General features: G+C 44.4%; 22 protein-coding genes. 16 read left to right on the forward strand and 6 right to left on the reverse strand.

Annotated elements, in window-relative coordinates; translation table 11 throughout:
- Window positions 1-44 precede the first annotated feature (44 nt).
- Window positions 45-170 (forward strand): 30S ribosomal protein THX, encoded by a 126-nt coding sequence (locus tag KYK27_RS16640; RefSeq protein ID WP_162428455.1) that lies wholly within the window; start codon window positions 45-47, stop codon window positions 168-170.
- A gap of 65 nt (window positions 171-235) precedes the next feature.
- Here the strand turns inward: KYK27_RS16640 and KYK27_RS16645 are convergent, their stop codons facing one another.
- Complete coding sequence (locus KYK27_RS16645) at window positions 236-1,507, reverse strand: MFS transporter (protein ID WP_199111441.1); 1,272 nt, start codon at window positions 1,505-1,507, stop codon at window positions 236-238.
- 507 nt (window positions 1,508-2,014) lie between these two features.
- Between KYK27_RS16645 and KYK27_RS16650 the strand changes: the two genes are divergently transcribed.
- From KYK27_RS16650 to KYK27_RS16685, 8 genes are all read left to right on the forward strand, one after another.
- The gene (locus KYK27_RS16650; protein ID WP_199111442.1) at window positions 2,015-2,350 is read left to right on the forward strand and encodes a hypothetical protein; all 336 of its coding nucleotides are present in this window, start codon (window positions 2,015-2,017) and stop codon (window positions 2,348-2,350) included.
- A gap of 932 nt (window positions 2,351-3,282) precedes the next feature.
- The gene (locus KYK27_RS16655) at window positions 3,283-3,660 is read left to right on the forward strand and encodes a group III truncated hemoglobin (RefSeq protein ID WP_199111443.1); all 378 of its coding nucleotides are present in this window, start codon (window positions 3,283-3,285) and stop codon (window positions 3,658-3,660) included.
- Between the two features lie 431 nt (window positions 3,661-4,091).
- A complete protein-coding gene (locus tag KYK27_RS16660) occupies window positions 4,092-4,694 on the forward strand; it encodes an RNA polymerase sigma factor (RefSeq protein WP_162344737.1) in 603 nt (200 codons plus the stop codon).
- The gene (locus KYK27_RS16665) at window positions 4,669-4,899 is read left to right on the forward strand and encodes a hypothetical protein (RefSeq protein ID WP_199111444.1); all 231 of its coding nucleotides are present in this window, start codon (window positions 4,669-4,671) and stop codon (window positions 4,897-4,899) included. Before KYK27_RS16660 ends, KYK27_RS16665 begins: the two co-directional genes overlap by 26 nt.
- Before the next feature lie 18 nt (window positions 4,900-4,917).
- Window positions 4,918-5,601 (forward strand): endonuclease III, encoded by a 684-nt coding sequence (nth, locus tag KYK27_RS16670; protein WP_187033989.1) that lies wholly within the window; start codon window positions 4,918-4,920, stop codon window positions 5,599-5,601.
- Between the two features lie 143 nt (window positions 5,602-5,744).
- Window positions 5,745-6,791: a RelA/SpoT domain-containing protein gene (locus KYK27_RS16675; RefSeq protein ID WP_199111445.1), complete on the forward strand. Its 1,047-nt coding sequence runs from the start codon at window positions 5,745-5,747 to the stop codon at window positions 6,789-6,791.
- A gap of 67 nt (window positions 6,792-6,858) precedes the next feature.
- Window positions 6,859-7,551, forward strand: a complete 693-nt coding sequence (locus KYK27_RS16680) for a metal-dependent hydrolase (RefSeq protein WP_199111446.1) — start codon at window positions 6,859-6,861, stop codon at window positions 7,549-7,551.
- 4 nt (window positions 7,552-7,555) lie between these two features.
- Entirely contained in the window at window positions 7,556-8,056 is a 501-nt protein-coding gene (locus KYK27_RS16685; protein WP_199111447.1) for a DUF1905 domain-containing protein, read from the forward strand.
- Between the two features lie 2 nt (window positions 8,057-8,058).
- Here the strand turns inward: KYK27_RS16685 and KYK27_RS16690 are convergent, their stop codons facing one another.
- Window positions 8,059-9,258, reverse strand: coding sequence for a glycosyltransferase family 4 protein (locus tag KYK27_RS16690; RefSeq protein WP_199111448.1), 1,200 nt, complete (start codon window positions 9,256-9,258; stop codon window positions 8,059-8,061).
- Window positions 9,259-9,278: 20 nt separating this feature from the next.
- Window positions 9,279-10,271 (reverse strand): gliding motility lipoprotein GldB, encoded by a 993-nt coding sequence (gene gldB / locus KYK27_RS16695; protein WP_199111449.1) that lies wholly within the window; start codon window positions 10,269-10,271, stop codon window positions 9,279-9,281.
- 75 nt (window positions 10,272-10,346) lie between these two features.
- On the opposite strand from gldB, the gene KYK27_RS16700 reads away from it, so the two are divergent.
- Entirely contained in the window at window positions 10,347-11,021 is a 675-nt protein-coding gene (locus KYK27_RS16700; protein WP_233150497.1) for a porin family protein, read from the forward strand.
- Between the two features lie 76 nt (window positions 11,022-11,097).
- On the opposite strand, the gene KYK27_RS16705 is transcribed toward KYK27_RS16700, so the two are convergent.
- The 3 genes from KYK27_RS16705 to KYK27_RS16715 form a co-directional block, all read right to left on the reverse strand.
- Window positions 11,098-12,693, reverse strand: coding sequence for a ribonuclease E/G (locus KYK27_RS16705; RefSeq protein WP_199111450.1), 1,596 nt, complete (start codon window positions 12,691-12,693; stop codon window positions 11,098-11,100).
- Between the two features lie 210 nt (window positions 12,694-12,903).
- Window positions 12,904-13,773 carry a tetratricopeptide repeat protein gene (locus KYK27_RS16710; RefSeq protein ID WP_199111451.1) on the reverse strand — a complete coding sequence of 290 codons (870 nt, stop codon included), beginning with the start codon at window positions 13,771-13,773 and terminating at the stop codon, window positions 12,904-12,906.
- A 63-nt stretch (window positions 13,774-13,836) separates the two neighbouring features.
- On the reverse strand, window positions 13,837-14,142 hold the full coding sequence (locus KYK27_RS16715) for an HU family DNA-binding protein (protein ID WP_007655567.1): 306 nt from the start codon (window positions 14,140-14,142) through the stop codon (window positions 13,837-13,839).
- Window positions 14,143-14,456: 314 nt separating this feature from the next.
- On the opposite strand from KYK27_RS16715, the gene mutY reads away from it, so the two are divergent.
- From mutY to recG, 6 genes are all read left to right on the forward strand, one after another.
- Entirely contained in the window at window positions 14,457-15,545 is a 1,089-nt protein-coding gene (mutY, locus tag KYK27_RS16720; RefSeq protein ID WP_199111452.1) for an A/G-specific adenine glycosylase, read from the forward strand.
- 104 nt (window positions 15,546-15,649) lie between these two features.
- Window positions 15,650-16,120 (forward strand): single-stranded DNA-binding protein, encoded by a 471-nt coding sequence (locus KYK27_RS16725; protein WP_199111453.1) that lies wholly within the window; start codon window positions 15,650-15,652, stop codon window positions 16,118-16,120.
- 26 nt (window positions 16,121-16,146) lie between these two features.
- Complete coding sequence (gene gldE / locus KYK27_RS16730; protein WP_233150498.1) at window positions 16,147-17,508, forward strand: gliding motility-associated protein GldE; 1,362 nt, start codon at window positions 16,147-16,149, stop codon at window positions 17,506-17,508.
- A complete protein-coding gene (gene gldD / locus KYK27_RS16735) occupies window positions 17,468-18,088 on the forward strand; it encodes a gliding motility lipoprotein GldD (RefSeq protein WP_199111454.1) in 621 nt (206 codons plus the stop codon). Before gldE ends, gldD begins: the two co-directional genes overlap by 41 nt.
- Window positions 18,089-18,160: 72 nt before the next feature.
- Entirely contained in the window at window positions 18,161-18,586 is a 426-nt protein-coding gene (locus tag KYK27_RS16740) for a hypothetical protein (protein ID WP_199111455.1), read from the forward strand.
- Between the two features lie 106 nt (window positions 18,587-18,692).
- Window positions 18,693-20,792, forward strand: a complete 2,100-nt coding sequence (gene recG / locus KYK27_RS16745; RefSeq protein ID WP_199111456.1) for an ATP-dependent DNA helicase RecG — start codon at window positions 18,693-18,695, stop codon at window positions 20,790-20,792.
- The last annotated feature ends 1 nt before the right edge of the window (window position 20,793 follow it).

The following is a 20,793-nucleotide window of genomic DNA, read 5'->3' on the forward strand; positions in this document are numbered from 1 at the left end:
ATTCCCCGTATTAGGAGGCATCAGCTAACTAACTAAAACTACTTATGGGAAAAGGAGATAAAAAATCCAGAAAAGGCAAAATCACAAAGGGCACGTATGGCAACAGACGCCCGCACAAAAGCAAAAAAGCTGCTGCAACCACTGAAACTCAGAAATCAGAAAGCAAGTAGCACAAAAACGGTACTGCCATTAAGCAGTGCCGTTTTTGTTTATAGTTGATATTTTATAGTTACACTCAGGCCGTTTGTGGTTCCAGGTCCAGGGTTCTGAGTTTGTCTGCTTTCCATGCGGTAACGCCTACCACACCTAAGGTAATCATACCACCCAGCACTACCGACGGCACTGCGCCCAGCCAGCTGGCCATAGCACCCGCCCTGAATGCCCCGATCTCGTTCGACGAACCCACAAAAATACTGTTAACCGACGATACACGGCCTTTCATGTACTCGGGAGTGAGCGTATGGATGAGCGTAGAACGGATGATAACACTAATGCTATCGAAAGCACCGCTTAGCATAAGCATGACAAGCGAAAACCAGAAGCTGGTAGAGAACCCGAACAAGATCAGACTCACGCCAAAACCTGCTACACACCATAGCATCTTTTTACCAGCCTGCACAGTTATCGGGTAATAAGCCATCCAAACGGCCATGATTACGGAGCCTACCGCCGGCGCTGCACGCAGGAAGCCCAATCCTTCGGGCCCGATCTTTAGAATATCTGAAGCAAAAACCGGAAGCAATGCTACAGCCCCGCCAAACAGCACAGCAAACATATCCAGCGAAATAGCATTGAGTATAACCTGGTTTCCAAACACGAACTTTATACCTGTGCGCAAGCTTTCCTTCAAGTTCTGCGGATTAATATTTTCCGGCAACGGCTTAGCCCTGATCAGCGCAAACGACACCAGCGACAGAAATACCAGAATAGCATCGGTAGCATAAGCGGCTGTAATGCCATAAAAACCATACACCAGACCGCCAATGGCCGGACCAACCAACGAGGCTGCCTGCCAGGTTGTACTGCTCCAGGTAATAGCATTCGCGTATAGTTGCTTGCCTGTTACCAGCTGCGGCATAAACGAAAACACAGCAGGGTTCATAAAGCCGCGCGCAATACCGCTCACAAAAATGATAACGTAAATCGGAAGTACGCCATACAACATGATCACATGGCTTATATCCAATGTAAAGTAAAGCAGCGCCACGGAGCACAACATCAGCATCGATATCACGACCATAATGATCTTCTTACGTGGCACCATATCGGCCAGATAACCCGCATATAACGATACAACTATGGATGGTATAGCCTCAGCTAACCCAATAAGCCCAAGCGAAAGCGGGTCTTTGGTGATGTCGTAAATCTGCCAGCCAACTATAACAGCCTGTATCTGCATGGCCAGCGTAATGCATAAACGCGCCGAAATATACAACCTGAACTCAGGTAACCTGAGCACGGCATATGGGTCGTGTTTTATAGTTCCTGCTCCCTTCTTATCGTTCATTCTATAGTTTGTAAAACCATTGCACTATACCCAGCCCTATGGTTGCATATGCCCGGCAAGCCACAAAGGTAAGCAGCAGGATAATTGTTTTAACTGCAGGTTATAGTTTTTTACCTCCAACAATCAAATTTAAACTTAAGTTGAAATGCTCAATAATACCTAAAATAGCTTAAAAAACATACCTTAAATATACTTGTTTGATTTTCAGTATTTTACAATAAATACACTCGAAGTATCAATTTTTTATCAACATTACTGCAACACAGTAGTTATCTTAGAAGTATAACTTTTTAGAGGACGGGGTATTTTTTCCTCAGCAAATCCCGGCTGTCCTTCGATATGTGCGCCTGCACTGCATTTCTGTTATAGTTGTGTAACGATTAGCGCACGCAAGTTATCTTATTATAAACATTGCCTTTACGGTTTAATTAGTATGCTCCGGTCTTGTACCTTATGGAACGAGAGCGCATACGCTTTAAATATTTTTTACTATTAGATATTGACACTATGGAATTACTGGACATCAAAAATTTATTGGGAAACATTGAGAAGAAGGTGTACCAGCAGGAAATTACGACAAGTACAGACGTAACTAAGCTGATAAATGCAGAAATTGCCAAAGCTATAAATTTAAAGAACGGCATAGCTGACACCCAGGAAGACTCATTAAAAAACGTTTCGTGCACTACCTTAGAGTGCTACCTGGACCACCTGAAAGCCCTGGAACAAAAACTGCAGAAGCCATGCGATATTTCGGCGCAGTGCAAACCAGTGGAAGAACGTGAGATTAACCGCCGCATTTTACTTATACTGAACCGTTTAAAAAGATACGACAGAGGATAAAACTTTACATACCGAATACTTTAGAAAACCTTCGCCAGAGATAAATCCGGCGAAGGTTTTTTGTTGTTTTATAGTTGACGTTTTAACTTATCCTTCCTGAGAGGAGAATTACCCATCCCATCCCTATCCTAAAAACAGGAGAGGAAGTTTTGTCAGTATCTGGATTTAAGGGATTAATGGATTGGTCTTTTGCTATAGTTGAAGTTATAGTTCTATAGTCAGCGTGGTCCAACCACCCCTTTATCCCCTCCTTGTCTAAGGCGGGGAGCTTTAGGCTACCGCTATAGTTGGAGTTATAATTCAAAGTTGCGGTATTAACCCACCCCTGCCCCTCCCAAGAGGGGAATTTCTGTAAAGGCTATAATTGGTAGCTAAAGTTCTATAGTTACTGTTTGTCATCCCCCTACCCCCTTCAAAGGGGGACTTTCTGCTATCACCAATTTCTAAACTATAGTTTTATTGTTCCAGCCCACGAGCAGGACAGGTTCACCTGTCCCCTTGGAATTCTGGCCACGATAAAGCTCGAAGCTTACCAATTCAGATTATAGATAAGCTTAGCTATGCGAAACTTCTCAGTCTTTGGGTTGAGCGCCTTGTAGATTTCTGGTACCGAAGGTATTGTGAGGCACGAACAAAAGAAATGTACACCGCGCGATGCCCGAAGACGGGGCCTCCCGGCCGTGAGGGCACCAAAGTCAACCATAAAACGGTTGGCAAGTAAAGCTCCCAGGATTAAAGTAAATTTGAAAGGAAGGCTTGGCTCGGGTTGCAATTATAATCAACTATAGAACTCAAATTTCCCCTAACGTCGGAATGACAAAAAGTAAACTATACCCTACTAATATACTGATACTGACTAATGTCATTTTATAGCCACAGCTTATACCCTATACTTGCATCGTAGAAAAGTATTGACTGAGAAACGAGCTGCAATGAAGCGGGACATAGAAAACGAAGATGATATAAAGGTGTTGGTTGATACGTTTTATGACCACGTAAACGAAGACGACCTGCTTGGCCCTGTATTTAACGACTTTGCAAAAATTGACTGGGATCATCACCTGCCGGTAATGTATAACTTCTGGAGCACGGTCCTTTTTGGGAGCATGACCTACAAAGGGCAGCCCTTCCCGAAACACATGCGCCTGCCTATAGCAAAAGAGCATTTCACCCGCTGGATAGAGCTGTTTGTAAAAACCGTTGACGAACTATATGAAGGGGCAAAAGCAGAAGAGACCAAACAGAAAGCATTAAGCATTGCCCAGGTTTTCCAGATGCGCTTAGGGTTGATGGACTACCAGGCAATTTAGATTTGTAGGAAGAATTTCAGGACCTGAAAAGCCTGTAAAGCTGTAACTATAATTGCAGCTTTACAGGCTTTTTTTATACGTCTACCAATTAAGAAATACAGCTCGCTATAGTCCTCTTTTATAGATTATCTGAAATTTAATATATTAATATACAGCAAGTTACTATATGTGGAAAAATAAATTAAATTAAAAGTATACTCTTTTATACTATACCAACGTATACATCTTTACAAAAAATCTGATGCCTTTGTTTACAAAGGAGCACCTCAGGTAACGCAGGATAAGTTTTTTATTGCTTATGCTTCTACACCTGTTGCACAAACAAAAAGCATTACATATATTTGATTTACCATTCTTAAATAAAACTGTTCAAAAACCTTAAAACGCACAATATGATATAAAGCTCTACGTTAAACTAATGTAGCTTTACGATGAATACAACTACCCAGATGAGCGACTCTGCTTTAGTCTCGCTCTACATCTCAGGTAATGAGAATGCGTTCGAACAGTTAGTAAACCGACACAAGAACAAAGTATTTACAACGATCGTTTTGATCGTTAAAGACACGTACACGGCCGAAGACCTGATGCAGGATGCTTTTATTAAAGCGATCCACACCATGAAGAGCGGACGGTATAACGAAGAAGGCAAGTTTTCGTCCTGGATCTGCCGTATTGCCCATAACCTGGCAATCGACTTTTTCAGGAAAGAGAAGCGAAGCCCGATGATCACGCTGGAAGACGGAAGCAATGTGTTTAACACGCTTGCATTTGCCGCCGACTCTGCTGAGTCGTTGCAGATACAGGAAGACACCGTTGCCCGCCTGCGCGAGCTGATCCAAACGCTGCCGCAAACGCAGCGCGAAGTGCTTATGATGCGCCATTACGCCGACATGAGCTTTCAGGAGATAGCAGACGCTACCGGTGTGAGCATCAACACAGCCCTGGGACGTATGCGCTATGCGCTTATTAATCTCAGGAAGAAGATGCTAAACGGTAATATTGCTTATGATAAAAACATCTACTCAGAATGAGCTTATCCAGTATGTATACAATGAGTTGGCAGACGATGCCCGGGAACAGCTGGAGATAGCATTAATGCACGATAACGAGCTGGCTGACGACTGCTCCGACCTCTTGCTGATCCAAAGACTATTAGACGGCGCTACGAAAACTCCGAGTGACCGCTCCATAAATAACATCCTGAATTACTCAAAAAGCTTAAGTTTGCAGTCGTAAAGACTGCAAACTTTTTTTATGCGCAAAAAAGAACGCTACAAGCTCCTGATCGATTATTTCACGAATAACTTTCCGGAGCCTGAGACCGAACTGGCTTATACCAACCCCTACGAGCTTATACTGGCTGTTGTGCTGAGCGCGCAATGCACCGACAAGCGCGTAAATATGGTGACGCCTGCCCTTTTCGAAGCTTATCCTACGCCGGAAGCCTTAGCTGCCGCCGCACCGGAAGAGATATTTGAGTACATCAGGAGTATATCGTACCCGAACAACAAGGCAAAGCACCTGGCAGGTTTGGGCCGCATGCTGGTGGAACAGTTTAACTCCGAAGTGCCCAGCACTGTGGAAGAATTGGTAAAACTACCGGGCGTAGGTCGCAAAACAGCCAACGTCATTGTTTCGGTTATCTGGAACCAGCCGGCCATGGCCGTAGATACTCACGTGTTCCGGGTAAGCAAACGCCTGGGGTTAGTAGATAAAAAAGCGAAAACGCCACTTGAAGTTGAACGCGAGCTGGTGAGTAACCTGCCGGAAGAACTGATTGCCAAAGCACACCACTGGCTTATTCTGCATGGTCGCTATATCTGCATCGCCCGCCGCCCTAAATGCGAAGAGTGCCCTCTCACTCATTTCTGCGCCTTCTTCCAGAAGAACTTCCCCAATATACCAGATGACCCGGAGAATAAGCTCGGTGGGATCTAAGAAGCTGATTTTATAAAATATAAAAGCCTGCTGTAACTATAGTTGCGGCGGGCTTTTTTTTGTTAGTATATAGTTTTTGCTATATTGTATCTTGTATTTATATTTTAATTAACCTACAAACAATTTAAGGAAAGTATCTTAAAATGAGCAGACTATACACTAATAATGAAGTGAAACTTGCTGGCAAGATACTTACTGAACCTCAAAAATACTCGCTGGATGAGCTAGACTTTGCTCAAACTGTTTTAACATATTGGCGAACAATTCATGCATCTCCTATAAATACATTTCAAGCTACTCTAAGAGATAAAATTAATAGGCTAGACTACTATGATGCATTAATTGCCCAGAGACTTAAAAGAGCAGTTTCTATAGTCGCAAAACTAGATAGATTCCCTAACATGAAACTCTCAACTATGCAAGACATTGCAGGATTGAGAGCTATTGTAAAGAATGTCGATCAAGTAAGAACTCTAGAGAAGAACTATAGAGAGAGTAACTTTAAGCATTTACTTAAAGATGATAAAGATTACATACTCGACCCAGCACCATCTGGATATAGAGGCATTCATTTAATTTACCAGTATGTAAATGAAAAGAACCATGAATCAAATGGTTTAAGAGTTGAGCTCCAAATAAGAACAAAATTACAGCATACTTGGGCTACAGCGGTTGAGACTATGGGAACATTTCTTAAATATTCTCTTAAATCAAGTCAAGGGCCTGTAAACTGGCTTGATTACTTTTCTCTTGTTAGTGCAGGCTTTGCAATTCTTGAAAAATGCCCGACATCTGAAAACTATAAAGATCTTGCTCCTAAAGATATCTTTCAAAAGATTGTTGATGAGTCAAAAAAATTAAATGTTAGTGAAAAACTTAGAGCATTCACAGTTGCTGCTGATCATATATTTCAATCTCAAGCAAATAGTAAGTATAACTTGATTACACTTAACTTAGAGAAAAGGGTTGTAAATGTTAAAAGTTACTCAGCACGTCAGTTGAGACGAGCGAATATCGATTATACAAATATTGAGAAGGAGATTAACAAAGGGGCTCCTATTCAGGCTGTTTTGGTATCCACAGGTTCTATTGATTCATTAAGGAAAGCTTATCCTAGTTATTTCTTAGATACTCAAGAATTTCTATCAAAACTGAACATGATATATCACAGACTTCAAAAAATTAAATAAGAAATCTTAGGATACACTTTCAATCCGGCTTCTTAAATTATCTACCTAAAACTACAACCCTATTCCCATGTTCCTAGGTCATTTTGCTGTTGGTCTGGCAGGTAAGGCCGCAGCGCCAAAACCATCACTTGGCACTTTATTCCTGGCTGCGCAGCTCCTCGATCTGCTCTGGCCTACGCTGTTGCTGCTAAACCTGGAGCAGGCACAGATTGCGCCAGAGCCGGGTGTGCTGGTACCGCTTAAGTTTACCCACTACCCAATCTCGCATAGTTTTCTGCTGGTGCTAGGCTGGGGCTTGCTGTTTGGGCTGGTGTATTGGCTTATTAAAAAAGACTCACGCTCGGCAGTTGTGCTGGGTTTGCTGGTTGTCAGCCATTGGCTTTTAGATCTTATAGTTCACGTGCCGGATCTTCCGCTCTACCCCGGCGATTCGCCTATGCTTGGGCTGGGACTCTGGACATCAACTATAGCAACTATAGCTGTGGAAGGCCTGCTGTTTATAGTTGGGCTGTGGCTGTACCTGAGAGCAACAAGAGCAAAGAACAAGACCGGCAACTATAGTTTCTGGGCACTGGTGGTATTCCTGGTTGTTATCTATTTCATGAACCTGTTCGGACCGGTGCCGCCAAGTATGGAGGCCGTAGCATGGGGAGGGCAAATGCAGTGGCTGCTTATTATCTGGGCATACTGGGCCGACCGTAACCGTGAAACTATAAACTATAGTGCATCAGATCATCAAACTATAGCTCCTGCCGCATAACCTTATGCACCCAACTATAAACTATAAAACCTGCATCAACAAGCTGCCACACCTGCCCGGCCATTACATTGAGGTACCTGCCGAAGTGTTAGAGCAGTTGGGAGGCAAATTTAAAGTTCGCGTGCTGTGTACTATAAATGATAAACTTACTTTTCAGGGAGGGTTAGTAGCTTTGGGCGGAGGCAGCGGCTATATCAGCATCAATAACATCCGGCTAAAACAGTTGGGCCTGCAGCGTGGCGATGAAGCACGGGTAAAGCTGGAACCCGACGAAAGTGAATTCGGAATGGAGTTACCGGAGGAGTTAACCGAAATCTTTAACCAGGATGAGGAAGGCAAACGCCGATTTGATCTGCTGCCACCCGGCAAACAACGCTATATCCTGTATTATGTAGCTGGCGTTAAAAACAGCCAACTCCGCATCGACAGAGCCTTACAACTCATCAACAATTTAAAGCGATTGCCGGTCGGGAAAGAATCATTCAGGGAGATGCTGGCGAAGTAAAACTATCGTTTTGCTACATTTTCAAGTATGGCTTCTACCTCTTTTACCAATTCCCTTCTGTCAAAAAGTTCTCTTGCTATAGTTACCCCATTACACCCGGCCTTTTGTAGGGCTTCCGGGTTATCTAACACCTGTTTTATAGTTTGAGCGAGCTTGGTGGGTTCTTCTGCCGGCGAGTACCAACCACAACTATAGTTCTCCACAAAAGCTTTTGTCCAGCCGGGGTTGGTAACTATAACGGGTGTACCGCAGGCAAGGCTGTCATAAAACTTGGCCGGGGAATTAGACTGCAGCACAGGCAGATCATTAAACGTAACCAACGACAGGTCAGCTAACTTAAACAAGCCAAATACCTGGTCGCGGGATTGGGGTGGCAGCAACAGCAAATTAGGTACGCGCTGCGCCAGTTCATGAAGTTGAGACTCATAATAGCCTGTTCCGGTTAATATAAAGACTATAGCCGGGTCATTTGCCAGCAACTCTACAGCCTGCATTATAGTTGGCATATCATTAGCGCGGCCATAAGTACCTGCATACAAAACGACCTGTTTGCCTTGTAGCTTATAGTTTGCCCGGTGCTCCTCAACATCAGCTTCGGTTACAGCCTCCGCTTTCTCAATGTCGGTTCCGTTCAGTATAGTGGTAACTTTTGCCGGATCTATTCCTTTCGCCACTACATAAGCTGTCATGTCCGGGGAGAGGGTAATGATGTATGCCGCACTTTTGTATAGGCTATATTCCATTTTAAAAAGCAGGCGCTGCATCCATTTATACTTCACGGCTCCCATCTCAACCGGGAAACTCGGCCAAAGATCCTGCACTTCAAAGACCCAGGGCACGTTGCGTAGCCTGGCAACCTGCGCTACTACAAATGGCACCGACAAAGGCACCGAAACCGCCCATAGGATATCCGGCTTTTTCAGGCGCATCAGTTTATAAAATGCACAGGCAGCAAATCCAACAAACGATAGCATTCGCAGCACCACGCCCATTTTATTGGCATACGCTACGGTACATTCTTTCAGCTCCACTCCTTCCGGTACCCAACTATAGTTTTGCGTTACGAGCAGCTTACGCCAGGCATTGGTGGCTACCAGCGTTATTTTGTGCCGCCGGGCCAGCTTCTCCATAAAAGAATATTGCCTGCAAGTAGCCGGGCAATCCGGGCTGGCGTGGTGCTGGTGTAAAATGGTGACGTGCATCAATGGAGCAGGTAAAGCAGTTAGCGCTTCTCAGGTTTATATTTCGATTCGGCGAATATCTTTTTAAAGTCTGTATCAGCCATAAGCTCCGGCAGTGTTACCTTGGGGTTACGCTCCATATACTGGCGCACGATCTGCCAACCAACCCAAGTACCTAAACGGCCAGGAGCAGTGCTGTCAATTTCGGGGGTGTTAGGGCGCTCACCAATATACTTTTGCACCTTGAAAGGGTTCTTTTCATACAGCATGCTCTTCTCTATAAAGTGTGCCCAGATGCGCCCTTCGTTATGGTGCACATCTGCCAATTGCTGCCCGCTATAGCCAATTATAGTCGAATCCGGGGTGCAGGGCATTACAGTTTGTACAAAGTAATACGCCTTGCCTGCATTTATCATTTCAGAAAGCATCGATCTGTCTAAGAAATCGGCCTTATTGAATTTATTAGAGAGCAAAAGCAAAGCAGCCGGCACCATGTTGGGGCGCTCGTAACGTTTTAAAATGTATTCGTACGTATCCGGGCGGTACAAAGCATCTTTGCCAATAAAATAATCTATCCCGAAAACCATCAAGCTATCCGATACCAACAGATCCTGACCCAGACCCGAAACAAAGGTCTTTACTTCAGGTACTACAAAATCGGGGTAATAAAATTTAATTACTTTAAAGGCAGTTTCCAGCTGCTTCTTTTCTTCCCCCATATCCCCAAACTTTTCTATAGCCTGCTGCGCCAGAGAGTCCAGCGACGGGTTGGTGGCCATGCCATATAATGAGTTTACAAGAATGGAATCGTGTGGGTACTGGTTCTGCTGCAGGAACTTATCAGCAAAAAGCGGCTGCTCTTTCAGGAAACTTCTTACCTGTTCTTTGTTATCAAGCGCGAAAAATTCTTTCTCCAGCCGGTCAATTTTTACATCAACCGGTATGCGTTCAATCTCTTTAGGTAAGTCGCAACCTTTCTTACTACAGCTGGCTAAAAAAAGAACTATAGCTATATATACTAATCTATATGACATAACTGTTTATTTTTGTACAAAAATAGCAGGTTCCTACGTACTAAGGTAACACGAATATTACAAACACTTATTCAAATGAAGAAACTAACACTTTTATTGCTCCTTCTAGGTTTTGGCTACGGTGCTTCTGCACAGATCGAGATCGGACTGATGGTTTCACCTACCATATCGAGCAACCGGTTTATTGCTGAAGACAAGTATAACTTTGAAAAAGAGAACAACAACCTGCGCCTAGGCGTGGGTGTTATCGCTGATTACTTTTTCGCTCAGAATTATGCCTTCAGCACCGGTCTGGTTTATCGCAGCAAAGGCAGCGAAATAAGCTACAACTATACCCGATCCGAAAGCGACGGCACAACTACAACTATAGCCGGCAAAGACGACATTGCTGTGCAGTACATAGAATTGCCGCTAACTCTTAAGCTCTTCACGAACGAAATTGCGCCTGCTACTATTTTATATTTCCAGGTGGGAGGCTCGCTTAACACCAAAGTGGCTGCCAAAGTAAACGACAAGAAAGTAATCGACAGCGAGAAAACAGCGAAACGCTTTAATATTTTTGAGGCTGATGTAATGTTGGGTGGCGGTACCGAATTTCAGTTTGGCGAAAGCACCAAGCTATTTGCCGGCTTAACCTACCACCGTGGCTTGTCTGACATAGATAACAAGTACTATAGCGATAAGCTGGGCGATAAAAACATTTCGCTTAAGAACAACGGGGTATCTATAGATGTAGGGGTGAAGTTCTAACCTATAGTTATAGTTGCCGAACTATAAAGCAAAAGAGCCGCCCCGAATTGTTCGGGGCGGCTCTTTTACTTATAAATTAATCTTCTTTTTCCGGCACTTCCAGTTCCTCTGCGAAGGCAGTGCGCAATTCAATATCTTCGCCACGGTCATCCATTACTTTAAAGTCTGTAATGCCTAACGAAGTATCTTTTACCAAGCTCACCCACCTGAAGTATTTAAAGAACCATTTCATTTGCTTTGATACGATGCCTTTTGTGTAATAATCATACACAAAAGGATGCACATAAATGGTCAGGCCCTTCTGGTTGTGGCTTACTAGCAGGTCGTCTACAGCTGCTTCAATTTCATCGGTAACCAGTATACTGGCTGTTATTTTTCCGGTGCCGCCGCAGGTTGGGCAAACTTCACCGGTTATAATATTTTGCTCCGGCCTCACACGCTGACGCGTTATCTGCATCAGGCCGAATTTAGAGATTGGCAGAACTGTAGACTTGGAACGGTCTGTTCTTAGTTCTTCTTTTACAACCTCAAATACTTTCTGGCGGTTTTCCGGCGACTTCATATCAATGAAGTCAATTACAATGATACCACCTATATCCCGGAGACGTAACTGGCGTGCCACTTCGCGGGCTGCCATCATGTTCACGTTCAGAGCCGTGGCCTCCTGATCGGTTTCGGTATTAGATTTATTCCCACTGTTCACATCAATTACATGCAGCGCCTCGGTGTGTTCAATTACCAGGTATCCGCCGCCTGGTATCGTTACCGTTTTGCCAAAAGCAGCCTTCAGCTGTTTTTCGATGTGGAAGTGTTCAAAGGTTTTGGTTTTGCCGGTATACTGCTTCAGGATCTTTAACTTATCCGGTGCAATACTTCCGATGTATGTTCTGATCTCATCATAGAGCTGGACATCGTCCACTACTATGTTGTCAAAACTTTCGTTTAGCAAATCCCTCAAAATGGAAGAAGAACGGCCAAGCTCACCTATAACTTTATCACAAGGTTTCGCTGTTTTCAGCGTATTAAACCCCTCTTCCCAGTTTGTAAGCATGTTGCGCATATCTCTGTCGAGTTCTGCCACATCACGCCCTTCGGCCACTGTACGGATGATCACCCCAAAGTTCTCCGGCTTGATCGAAGTGATCAGGCGTTTTAAACGGGTGCGCTCATCTTTGCTTACGATCTTTTTAGATACACTTACCGTGTTTGAGAACGGCACGAGTACCAAATATCGCCCTGCAAGAGAAATCTCACAGGATAAGCGTGGACCTTTAGTAGAAATAGGTTCTTTTACAATCTGCACTAACAGCTGCTGTCCTTTTTTAAGTACATCAGCTATTTTGCCCAGCTTGTCTATTTCAGGCTCAAATTTTAACTGGTTTAGTTTAGGCGACGCGTTCTTCTGAGTCTGTGCTACCTTAACAAATTTGTTAAGTGTTTTGATGTTGGCACCCAGGTCATGGTAATGCAGGAAAGCATCTTTCTGGTAACCAATGTCAATAAAGGCAGCATTTAGGCCTGGCATTACCTTTTTTACAGTACCCAGAAAGATATCACCAACAATATAGTTGGTATCTTTCTTCTCGTAGTGGTATTCTACAAGGCGTTTGTCCTGTAATAGCGCAATGCGTTCTCCATCCTGAGTAGAATTGATAATTAGTTCATTACTCAATTTCTCTCAAAGATTTGGTGGATGTATAGACCAAAGCCCACAGTGCGGTAGCAAAGTGGGCTCCCTAAAACGCAGAAGAAATTACTTCTTCTTGTGTCTGTTCTTTCTTAGGCGCTTCTTTCTTTTGTGTGTAGCGATCTTATGTCTTTTTCTTTTCTTTCCGCAAGGCATAGTCTTGAAGTTTTGTATTTGTGAATAATTTCTTTAATACTATTTAAGTCGGGCCAGGTACTCATCAACTGAGGCTGCCAGCGCCGGGTCATCTTTCATTGTTTTTACCTTGTTAAACAAGGTCTTTGCTCGTTCGTTCTGGCCGGTTTCGGCCAGCGATACAGCCAGGTAGAAGTTACCTTCCACGTGATCAGGGTTTACTTCAACCAGCTTCTCAAAGTGGCCAAGCGCTTTATCGTACTGCTTGGTCTGCACAGAAAGTATACCTAAGTTAAAAAGCGCCTTCTCATTATCCGGGTCAGTTGCAATTACTTCGCGCAGCATGGTAATACCCTGCATTGGGCTTGCGCTTGCAATGTAGGTCATCGCCACGTTGGTTTTTGCATCCAAGTCAGCAGGGTTGTTCTTCAGTACTTTCTCGTACATGGTACGGGCTTTCGTTCCCATTTCTGCTGCGCGTTCCTGCGTAGCGGCGTAGGTAAAAGCACTAAAGTAACTATCACCGGCTTTCTTGAAAATGCGTTCGCCTGGTCTGGCTTCCGCTACTGTCTCAAAATAATAACCGGCACTGTCGAATTTAGCTACTGCTGTATAGGCTTCTGCCAGTTCTGTTGCCAGCAATGTGCGCTGCTGCTTGTCGGTTGCTTTGTTGTAGCGGGCTCTAACTGTAGCCAGCTCCATCATTTGCTCCGGTGTTGCAGTAGTTGCATGCGGGTCAGCACTGGCAGCAGCTTCTTCGCCATGCCCGTGGCCATCATCAGCTGAGTGGCCTTCCGGCATAGCAGTTTCTGTATCGTTCTTCGCCAGATCTTCTTTATCGTCATCATTAACAACCACTTTAGGCAGAAAGAATATACCTGCCACTAAGGCAATCGCCACAATAACTAATATAATCTGGTTGCGTGTCATGTTTAAAAATGAGTAGCTGTTAAGTAAAGAATAGCAAAATCAGACGGCAAAGATACGAAAGAATTAAGAATGAGCCAGTTCTTTGATCTTTTTGCTGTTCTTAATCTTCGCGATGAAGGTTTTAGACGGCTTAAAGCTAGGAATAAAGTGCTCATCAATAATAATAGACGTATTTTTAGAGATGTTACGAGCTACTTTTTTGGCGCGCTTCTTATTTACAAAGCTTCCAAAACCTCTCACGTAGATGTTGTTACCATCTGCCATTGAGTCTTTCACTACTTTGAAAAAAGCCTCGATGGTAGATTGAACATCAGCCTTATCAATCCCTGTTTTATCAGCAATTTCTGATATTACTTCTGCTTTAGTCACTTTCTTGAGTTTTATGAATTATAAAATATGATAAATTTCCAATATTGAGTGGCGGCAATTGCACCAAGTCCGTTATTTTCGGGGCACAAAGGTAATTTTACTTTTCGAGATGTAAAAGTTTTATGCTTAAATTATTAACTATAAATTCCTAATTCTTAAGCCCATCTACTCAGTTCGTTACAAAGGTACAATATAAATTTCCCGGGCCCACGTTGCACAACTATAGTTATTTTAACACGCACGATTTGCCCAAGTCATCAGAACAAAACTATAACTTTATCAGTTCTACTTTACCACCTGCTCCCTGATTGTATATGTCTAATAACCCCACCTACTTCTCCCAAACGCTGATAAGCTGGTATAACCGGAACAAAAGAAATTTACCGTGGCGCGCCACCACCAACCCTTATCATATCTGGTTATCAGAAGTTATACTACAGCAAACGCGCGTAAACCAGGGCTTACCCTATTACCTGAAATTTACCGAAACATACCCCACCGTACAGGATCTTGCCGCAGCTCCCGAAGACGAAGTGTTAAGACTCTGGCAGGGACTTGGCTATTACTCTAGGGCGCGCAACATGCACCATACGGCCAAACAAATTGTACAGGAGTATAACGGCAACTTCCCCGGCAACTATAGCGAACTACTGAAATTAAAGGGAGTTGGCAGCTATACGGCCGCGGCCATTGCTGCTTTTGCCTTTAAAGAACAGGTAGCCGTGCTGGATGGTAACGTATTCAGAGTGCTTTCTCGTGTGTTTGGTATTTCTGAAGATATAGCAGCCCCGTCTTCCCGCAAAGTTTTTCAGGAGCAGGCCGATAAATTGGTACCAGCCAACGAGCCGGATACCTACAACCAGGCGATTATGGAATTTGGCGCCATACAGTGCACGCCTGTTATGCCTGATTGCCTGTTCTGCCCTTTCCAGCAGACCTGTTTTGCTTTTACGCACGGCTTGGTGCAGGAACTGCCTGTAAAATCGAAAGCCAAAGCGGCGCGGCCACGCTACTTCCACTACCTGGTTTTTGAGTGGCAGGGCCAGTATTATATGCGCAAGCGACTGGAAGGCGATATCTGGCAGGGCCTCTACGACTTTTACCTGCACGAGAGCACTGCCAAAGAGCTCCTGGCTGAGCCTTTGCTTGACGAGTTGAATGCAGCAGGCATCCCTGTACAGGCGGAGCATTTAACAACACCCTGGAAAGAGTATAAACACATCCTGAGCCATCAGAAAATAACAGCTAAATTTTATCTTATAAAGCTGAACAACAGGCTACAAGACACAGTAGAACAGGAAACAAGACTTGGCCTCTACGGCTCCGAAAAAATAGATGAACTTCCGAAGCCGGTTTTGATCAGTAACTATTTGAAAGATGCTAACATTTTAGTACATTTATAAACTGAACTATTTATACACTAAATTTGTAGTTCAGTAAGCCATATTGCCTCCGGCTTGGTTGCCGGAGTAGCCCAAATCAATTAACTATATAAACACAAAAAAGCATGGCAAGTGTAAACAAAGTAATCCTGATCGGAAACCTGGGCAAAGACCCTGAAGTACGTCATCTAGAAGGTGGTGTGGCTGTTGCCCGCTTCCCTTTAGCAACCTCCGAAACCTTTAAGGACAAAAGCGGCCAAAAGCAGGAAAAAACCGAATGGCATAACATTGTGTTATGGCGCGGCCTGGCTGAGGTAGCAGAAAAGTATCTGCGCAAAGGGCAGTCTGTTTTTATTGAAGGCAAGATCCGAACCAGCCAATACCAGGACAAAGAAGGAAACCAGCGTTACTCTACAGAAATTGTAGCCGATAACATGACCATGCTTACGCGTGGCGAAGGTGGTTCTTCGGAAGGTGGCAACAACTTCCAGGGAAGTGCATCCACTTCTTCAGCTGGTAGCAACTATAACGCCGGAGCTACAACGGCCCCAGCCGGTGTGGCACAGAACGACGAGCCAGACGACCTGCCGTTCTAATCCTTGTTTAACTAAACATTCGAATTTTGGGAAGTATAGATCCTGGAGACCCCCTGAGTTATAGTTTACTGCAGTTATTTCAAAACACGTCTGCTTTACTCAGGATTGAATACATAACAGCTATACTTGGCTGTATTATCCTTTTGCTGCTTTCTGCCCTTGCTTCAGGGGCGGAAGCAGCATTTTTTTCTTTGCGGGAGCAAGACCTGGAAAAGCTTAAAACAAGTACCAACCCCACAGATAAGCGCATTGTCTTTTTATTGGATGATCCAAGACAGCTGCTCACGCACATTCTTATCATCAATAATGCTATCAATGTAAGTATCATTACCCTGTTTGCTTACATTGCCTGGTTGCTATTTGGCAAGCTGGGTATAGTTGAGTTTACAGGCTGTATGCTATTTGCTACTTTCCTGATCGTATTCTTCGGCGAAGTATTGCCAAAAGTTTATGCCAACAAGAAGCCACTAACTATAGCCAGGCGTGCCGCAACGGGCCTCTCTGCGTTAAAGCCCCTGATACAGCCCCTTGCAAAGCTATTAATGGCAATAGGTAACACTATAGAAACCCGTTATGGTACACGCAGCTATAACCACACTATGCAGGAACTTAAACACAGCCTGGATGTAGCCCTTACCAACGAAGACACTTCTCCTGAGGAGCGTCGGATCCTGCGTGGCGTAGTAAACTTTGGCTCCATCACTGTCAGACAGATCATGCGTCCGCGGGTAGATATAGTTGCGTTTAAGACCACGCTGACCTTACCCGAGTTGCTTCCTGAAATTACAAAATGGGGTTATTCGCGGGTGCCGGTTTATAGCGAGACCACAGATAAGATAGAGGGCATACTTTACGTTAAAGACCTGTTACCGCACATAGATAAAGGCCCTGAGTTTAACTGGCAGAAACTGCTGCGCGAACCATTTTTTGTACCGGACAACAAGCGCATAGCCGACCTTTTCCAGGATTTTAAGGACAAGCATGTGCATATGGCTATAGTGCTGAATGAATTTGGCGCCACAACCGGTTTGCTTACCCTGGAAGATATTGTGGAAGAAATCGTGGGTGAAATAAACGATGAGTTTGACGACGATGAGATCATCTACTCCCAGTTAGATAAAAATACCTTTATCTTTGATGCAAAGACGTCATTGCACGACTTCTGTAAAATAACTGAGGTGCCTTTTGATGCTTTTAATGAAGTAAAGGGAGAATCTGAGTCCGTGGCCGGACTGATGCTGTCGCTCTTCTCACGTATCCCGAGGGTTGGCGAAACTATAAACTATGGCCATTTTCATTTCACGATAGAGTCTGCGGACAGCAAACGCGTAAAACGAGTAAAAATAAATGTCGGAAGCAAAAAGAAGCGTTACCACAAGGTCAGCTAAGTTACAAATAGGGCTATGGTTTGCCTTGGCACTTGCTGTTGTTTCCTGTGGAACAGAATATACCCCAAAACCGAAAGGCTATAACCGTATCGATCTTCCGGCACAAACGTACCAGCCCCTGATTGCACAACACCCTTATAGTTTTGAGTATTCAAGCCATGCCAAGGTTCGCCCTGACTCGTCTAGGATAGCACAACCGCATTGGCTGCACATTATTTACCCAACCCTTGGCGCCGACGTGCAGCTGACCTACAAGAACATACAAGGCAGCGATAAAATACTGAACGACCTGGTAGAAGATGCCCGCAAGTTAACCGGCAAGCACCAGATAAAAGCATACTCCATTGAAGAGACCGAAGTAAAAACGCCAACCGGCGACATGGCCTCAGTTTTTGAGCTGGAAGGCGAAGTACCAAGCCAGTTCCAGTTCTATGTAACCGATTCTACGAAGCATTTCCTGCGTGGTGCTTTATACTTCAGAACAGCTACTCAAAACGACTCGCTGGCTCCTGTTATCGAGTTTATTAAAAGAGATGTAATTCACATGCTGAATACATTGAAGTGGCAGGAAGGGAAGTAAAGTTGGTTGTTACAGATTTCCGCTTTTTTCTCAGAAAACAGTAAACTATAGTTGATATTTAAACATACTTCTATGGAGTTTATCACAAACATCCTGCAAGTAATTATTGGTCTACTTATTTTCTATTTTATTGCAAATCGTATTTCTGGCCGATCAGGGAAAGACTTTAATAAGAAATTATTAAAATACCTCCTGATTCTATTTTCAGCTGCGGTTGCGATGAATCTAGTTATTACCTTTTTGAACGTCCAACCCGATGTAGTAACTCAAACTATAGAGCAATTAAAAGCAAATCCGGAAATCAAAAGAACTATAGGTAAACAAACAGGCTATACTTTTAACTCTCGCCATATTGATTCGATCAGACAATATCCGGCAGTTATTAATATTACATTACATGGCACAAAAGCAGAGGTTGACCTTTCTGTAATTGTAGACTCTTCTGCCAATATTTTTGAAGTGAAGGAATATAAGATAGAGCAGTTAATTGAGAATTAACCCTGACTATCCTATCAAATCTCGCAAATCCTGATTCAGGCAAATTCTGTATCTTTATCTCATTCATAATTCCTAATTCTTAATTTATAATTCACACCCATAGGTTTTGAGCAACTTCTTCCATACTAAGATCGAGTTTCTGAAAGGAATAGGCCCCATGCGTGCCGAGCTGTTGCAGAAAGAGCTCAACATGTATACCTATGGCGACCTGATACAGCATTACCCCTTCCGTTACTTAGACCGTACCCAATTTTACAAGATTGCTGAGCTCGATGAAACTATGCCGTATGTGCAGGTGCGCGGGCGTGTACGTGGCAAGCAATTGCTGGGTGAAGGCCGTAAACAACGCCTGGCTGCTACCCTGGTAGATGAAGCCGGAGATGAAATGGAGCTGGTTTGGTTTAAAGGTGTGAAGTGGATGGAGAAAAGCCTGAAGAACCACACCGACTATATTGTTTTCGGGAAGCCTACAGAGTTCAACGGCAAGTTTAATATGGCGCACCCGGAGCTGGAAGAACTGGCTGAAGAAAAACAGACAACATCCTTCCTGCAGCCGGTTTACAATACAACCGAAAAGCTGAAAAACCACCGCATCGATAGTAAAGTGATCTCGAAATACATCGAGTCATTACTGAAGATAGCTGCACTCCACATACAGGAAACCTTATCACTGGACCTGATAGACCATTACCGCCTGACCGACAAACGAAGTGCGTTACAGAATATCCACTTCCCGGAATCGGTGGAGAAGTACAATGCGGCTAAGTTCAGGCTTAAATTCGAAGAGCTTTTTTACATACAGCTGCGCCTGTTACGCCAGAAAGTAGTGCGCCGCGCCGACCTGGCCGGGCAGATTTTTAAACAGGTGCCAACGGTAACAGAGTTCTACAAAAACCACTTGACCTTCGACCTGACCGGGGCACAGAAGCGGGTTATAAAAGAGATCCACAAAGACCTGACATCAGGAAAGCAAATGAACCGCCTGCTGCAGGGCGATGTGGGCTCGGGCAAAACTATAGTTGCGTTTATAACTATGCTGATTGCAGCAGATAACGGGGCACAGTCGGTACTAATGGCGCCAACTGAAATATTAGCAGACCAGCACTATACCGGTCTGAAAGAATTTGCTGACCGCTTAGGTATTAAGATCGGCAAACTTACAGGTTCCAGCAAAACAAAAGAACGTCGCGAACTGCACGAGCAACTCCGGTCCGGCGAGATGAAGATGATCGTGGGCACACATGCCTTGCTCGAAGACGTGGTACAGTTTCATAACCTGGGCTTGTGTATAGTAGATGAGCAGCACCGCTTCGGCGTGGAGCAGCGTTCCAAACTATGGCGCAAGAATCCGCGCATTATTCCGCATGTATTGGTCATGACAGCTACTCCTATTCCGCGCACGCTGGCAATGACCTTGTATGGCGACCTGGATGTTTCAGTGATAGATGAAATGCCGGCCGGCCGTAAAGAGATCGTTACTGTTCATCGTTTTGATTCTCACCGTTTGCGTGTATTCCAGTTTGTTCGGGACCAGATAAAGTTAGGCCGCCAAATCTATATAGTTTACCCGCTGATTGAGGAATCGGAGCAGATGGAGAACTATAAAGACCTGATGGATGGCTATGAAAGTGTGAGAAGAGCCTTCCCGGAGTATCAGGTTAGCATGGTGCACGGCAAACTGAAAGCACAGGACAAAGATTACGAAATGCAGCGCTTCGTGAGGCACGAAACCCAGATTATGGTAGCCACCACCGTAATTGAAGTGGGCGTGAACGTGCCGAATGCTTCGGTGATGATCATAGAAAGTGCGGAGCGCTTTGGCTTATCGCAGCTCCATCAGTTGCGTGGGCGAGTGGGTCGAGGAGCCGAACAAAGCTACTGCATTCTCATGACGGGTTATAAACTCAGCAAAGACAGCAAGACCCGCCTGGAGACCATGGTACGCACCAACAATGGCTTCGAAATAGCTGACATAGATCTGAAACTACGCGGCCCCGGCGATTTGATGGGAACACAGCAAAGCGGTGTACTCGACCTGCTGATTTCAGACCTTGCCAAGGATGCACCTATACTTCAGGAAGCACGCGCTGCTGCACAAAATATCTTACAGGAAGACCCGCAACTCGAACATGCCGAACATCAGAACATCCGCAGGCACATCCAATCGTTAAGCGCTAATACTGTAAACTGGAGCCGTATCAGCTAAA

The sequence above is a fragment of the Pontibacter populi genome (assembly GCF_019336435.1).
Lineage (GTDB): Bacteria > Bacteroidota > Bacteroidia > Cytophagales > Hymenobacteraceae > Pontibacter > Pontibacter humidus.

Bases quoted from the DNA above. Each gene is read 5' to 3' on its own strand.
- KYK27_RS16675 (WP_199111445.1), top strand. From the start codon at position 5,745: ATGAGCAGACTATACACTAATAATGAAGTGAAACTTGCTGGCAAGATA.
- gldB (WP_199111449.1), bottom strand. From the start codon at position 10,271: ATGTCATATAGATTAGTATATATAGCTATAGTTCTTTTTTTAGCCAGC.
- KYK27_RS16725 (WP_199111453.1), top strand. From the start codon at position 15,650: ATGGCAAGTGTAAACAAAGTAATCCTGATCGGAAACCTGGGCAAAGAC.
- KYK27_RS16740 (WP_199111455.1), top strand. From the start codon at position 18,161: ATGGAGTTTATCACAAACATCCTGCAAGTAATTATTGGTCTACTTATT.
- gldD (WP_199111454.1), top strand. From the start codon at position 17,468: ATGTCGGAAGCAAAAAGAAGCGTTACCACAAGGTCAGCTAAGTTACAA.
- KYK27_RS16655 (WP_199111443.1), top strand. From the start codon at position 3,283: ATGAAGCGGGACATAGAAAACGAAGATGATATAAAGGTGTTGGTTGAT.
- KYK27_RS16645 (WP_199111441.1), bottom strand. From the start codon at position 1,507: ATGAACGATAAGAAGGGAGCAGGAACTATAAAACACGACCCATATGCC.
- KYK27_RS16710 (WP_199111451.1), bottom strand. From the start codon at position 13,773: ATGACACGCAACCAGATTATATTAGTTATTGTGGCGATTGCCTTAGTG.
- mutY (WP_199111452.1), top strand. From the start codon at position 14,457: ATGTCTAATAACCCCACCTACTTCTCCCAAACGCTGATAAGCTGGTAT.
- KYK27_RS16640 (WP_162428455.1), top strand. From the start codon at position 45: ATGGGAAAAGGAGATAAAAAATCCAGAAAAGGCAAAATCACAAAGGGC.
- KYK27_RS16690 (WP_199111448.1), bottom strand. From the start codon at position 9,258: ATGCACGTCACCATTTTACACCAGCACCACGCCAGCCCGGATTGCCCG.
- KYK27_RS16650 (WP_199111442.1), top strand. From the start codon at position 2,015: ATGGAATTACTGGACATCAAAAATTTATTGGGAAACATTGAGAAGAAG.
- KYK27_RS16685 (WP_199111447.1), top strand. From the start codon at position 7,556: ATGCACCCAACTATAAACTATAAAACCTGCATCAACAAGCTGCCACAC.
- KYK27_RS16660 (WP_162344737.1), top strand. From the start codon at position 4,092: ATGAATACAACTACCCAGATGAGCGACTCTGCTTTAGTCTCGCTCTAC.
- KYK27_RS16680 (WP_199111446.1), top strand. From the start codon at position 6,859: ATGTTCCTAGGTCATTTTGCTGTTGGTCTGGCAGGTAAGGCCGCAGCG.
- nth (WP_187033989.1), top strand. From the start codon at position 4,918: ATGCGCAAAAAAGAACGCTACAAGCTCCTGATCGATTATTTCACGAAT.
- KYK27_RS16700 (WP_233150497.1), top strand. From the start codon at position 10,347: ATGAAGAAACTAACACTTTTATTGCTCCTTCTAGGTTTTGGCTACGGT.
- KYK27_RS16665 (WP_199111444.1), top strand. From the start codon at position 4,669: ATGATAAAAACATCTACTCAGAATGAGCTTATCCAGTATGTATACAAT.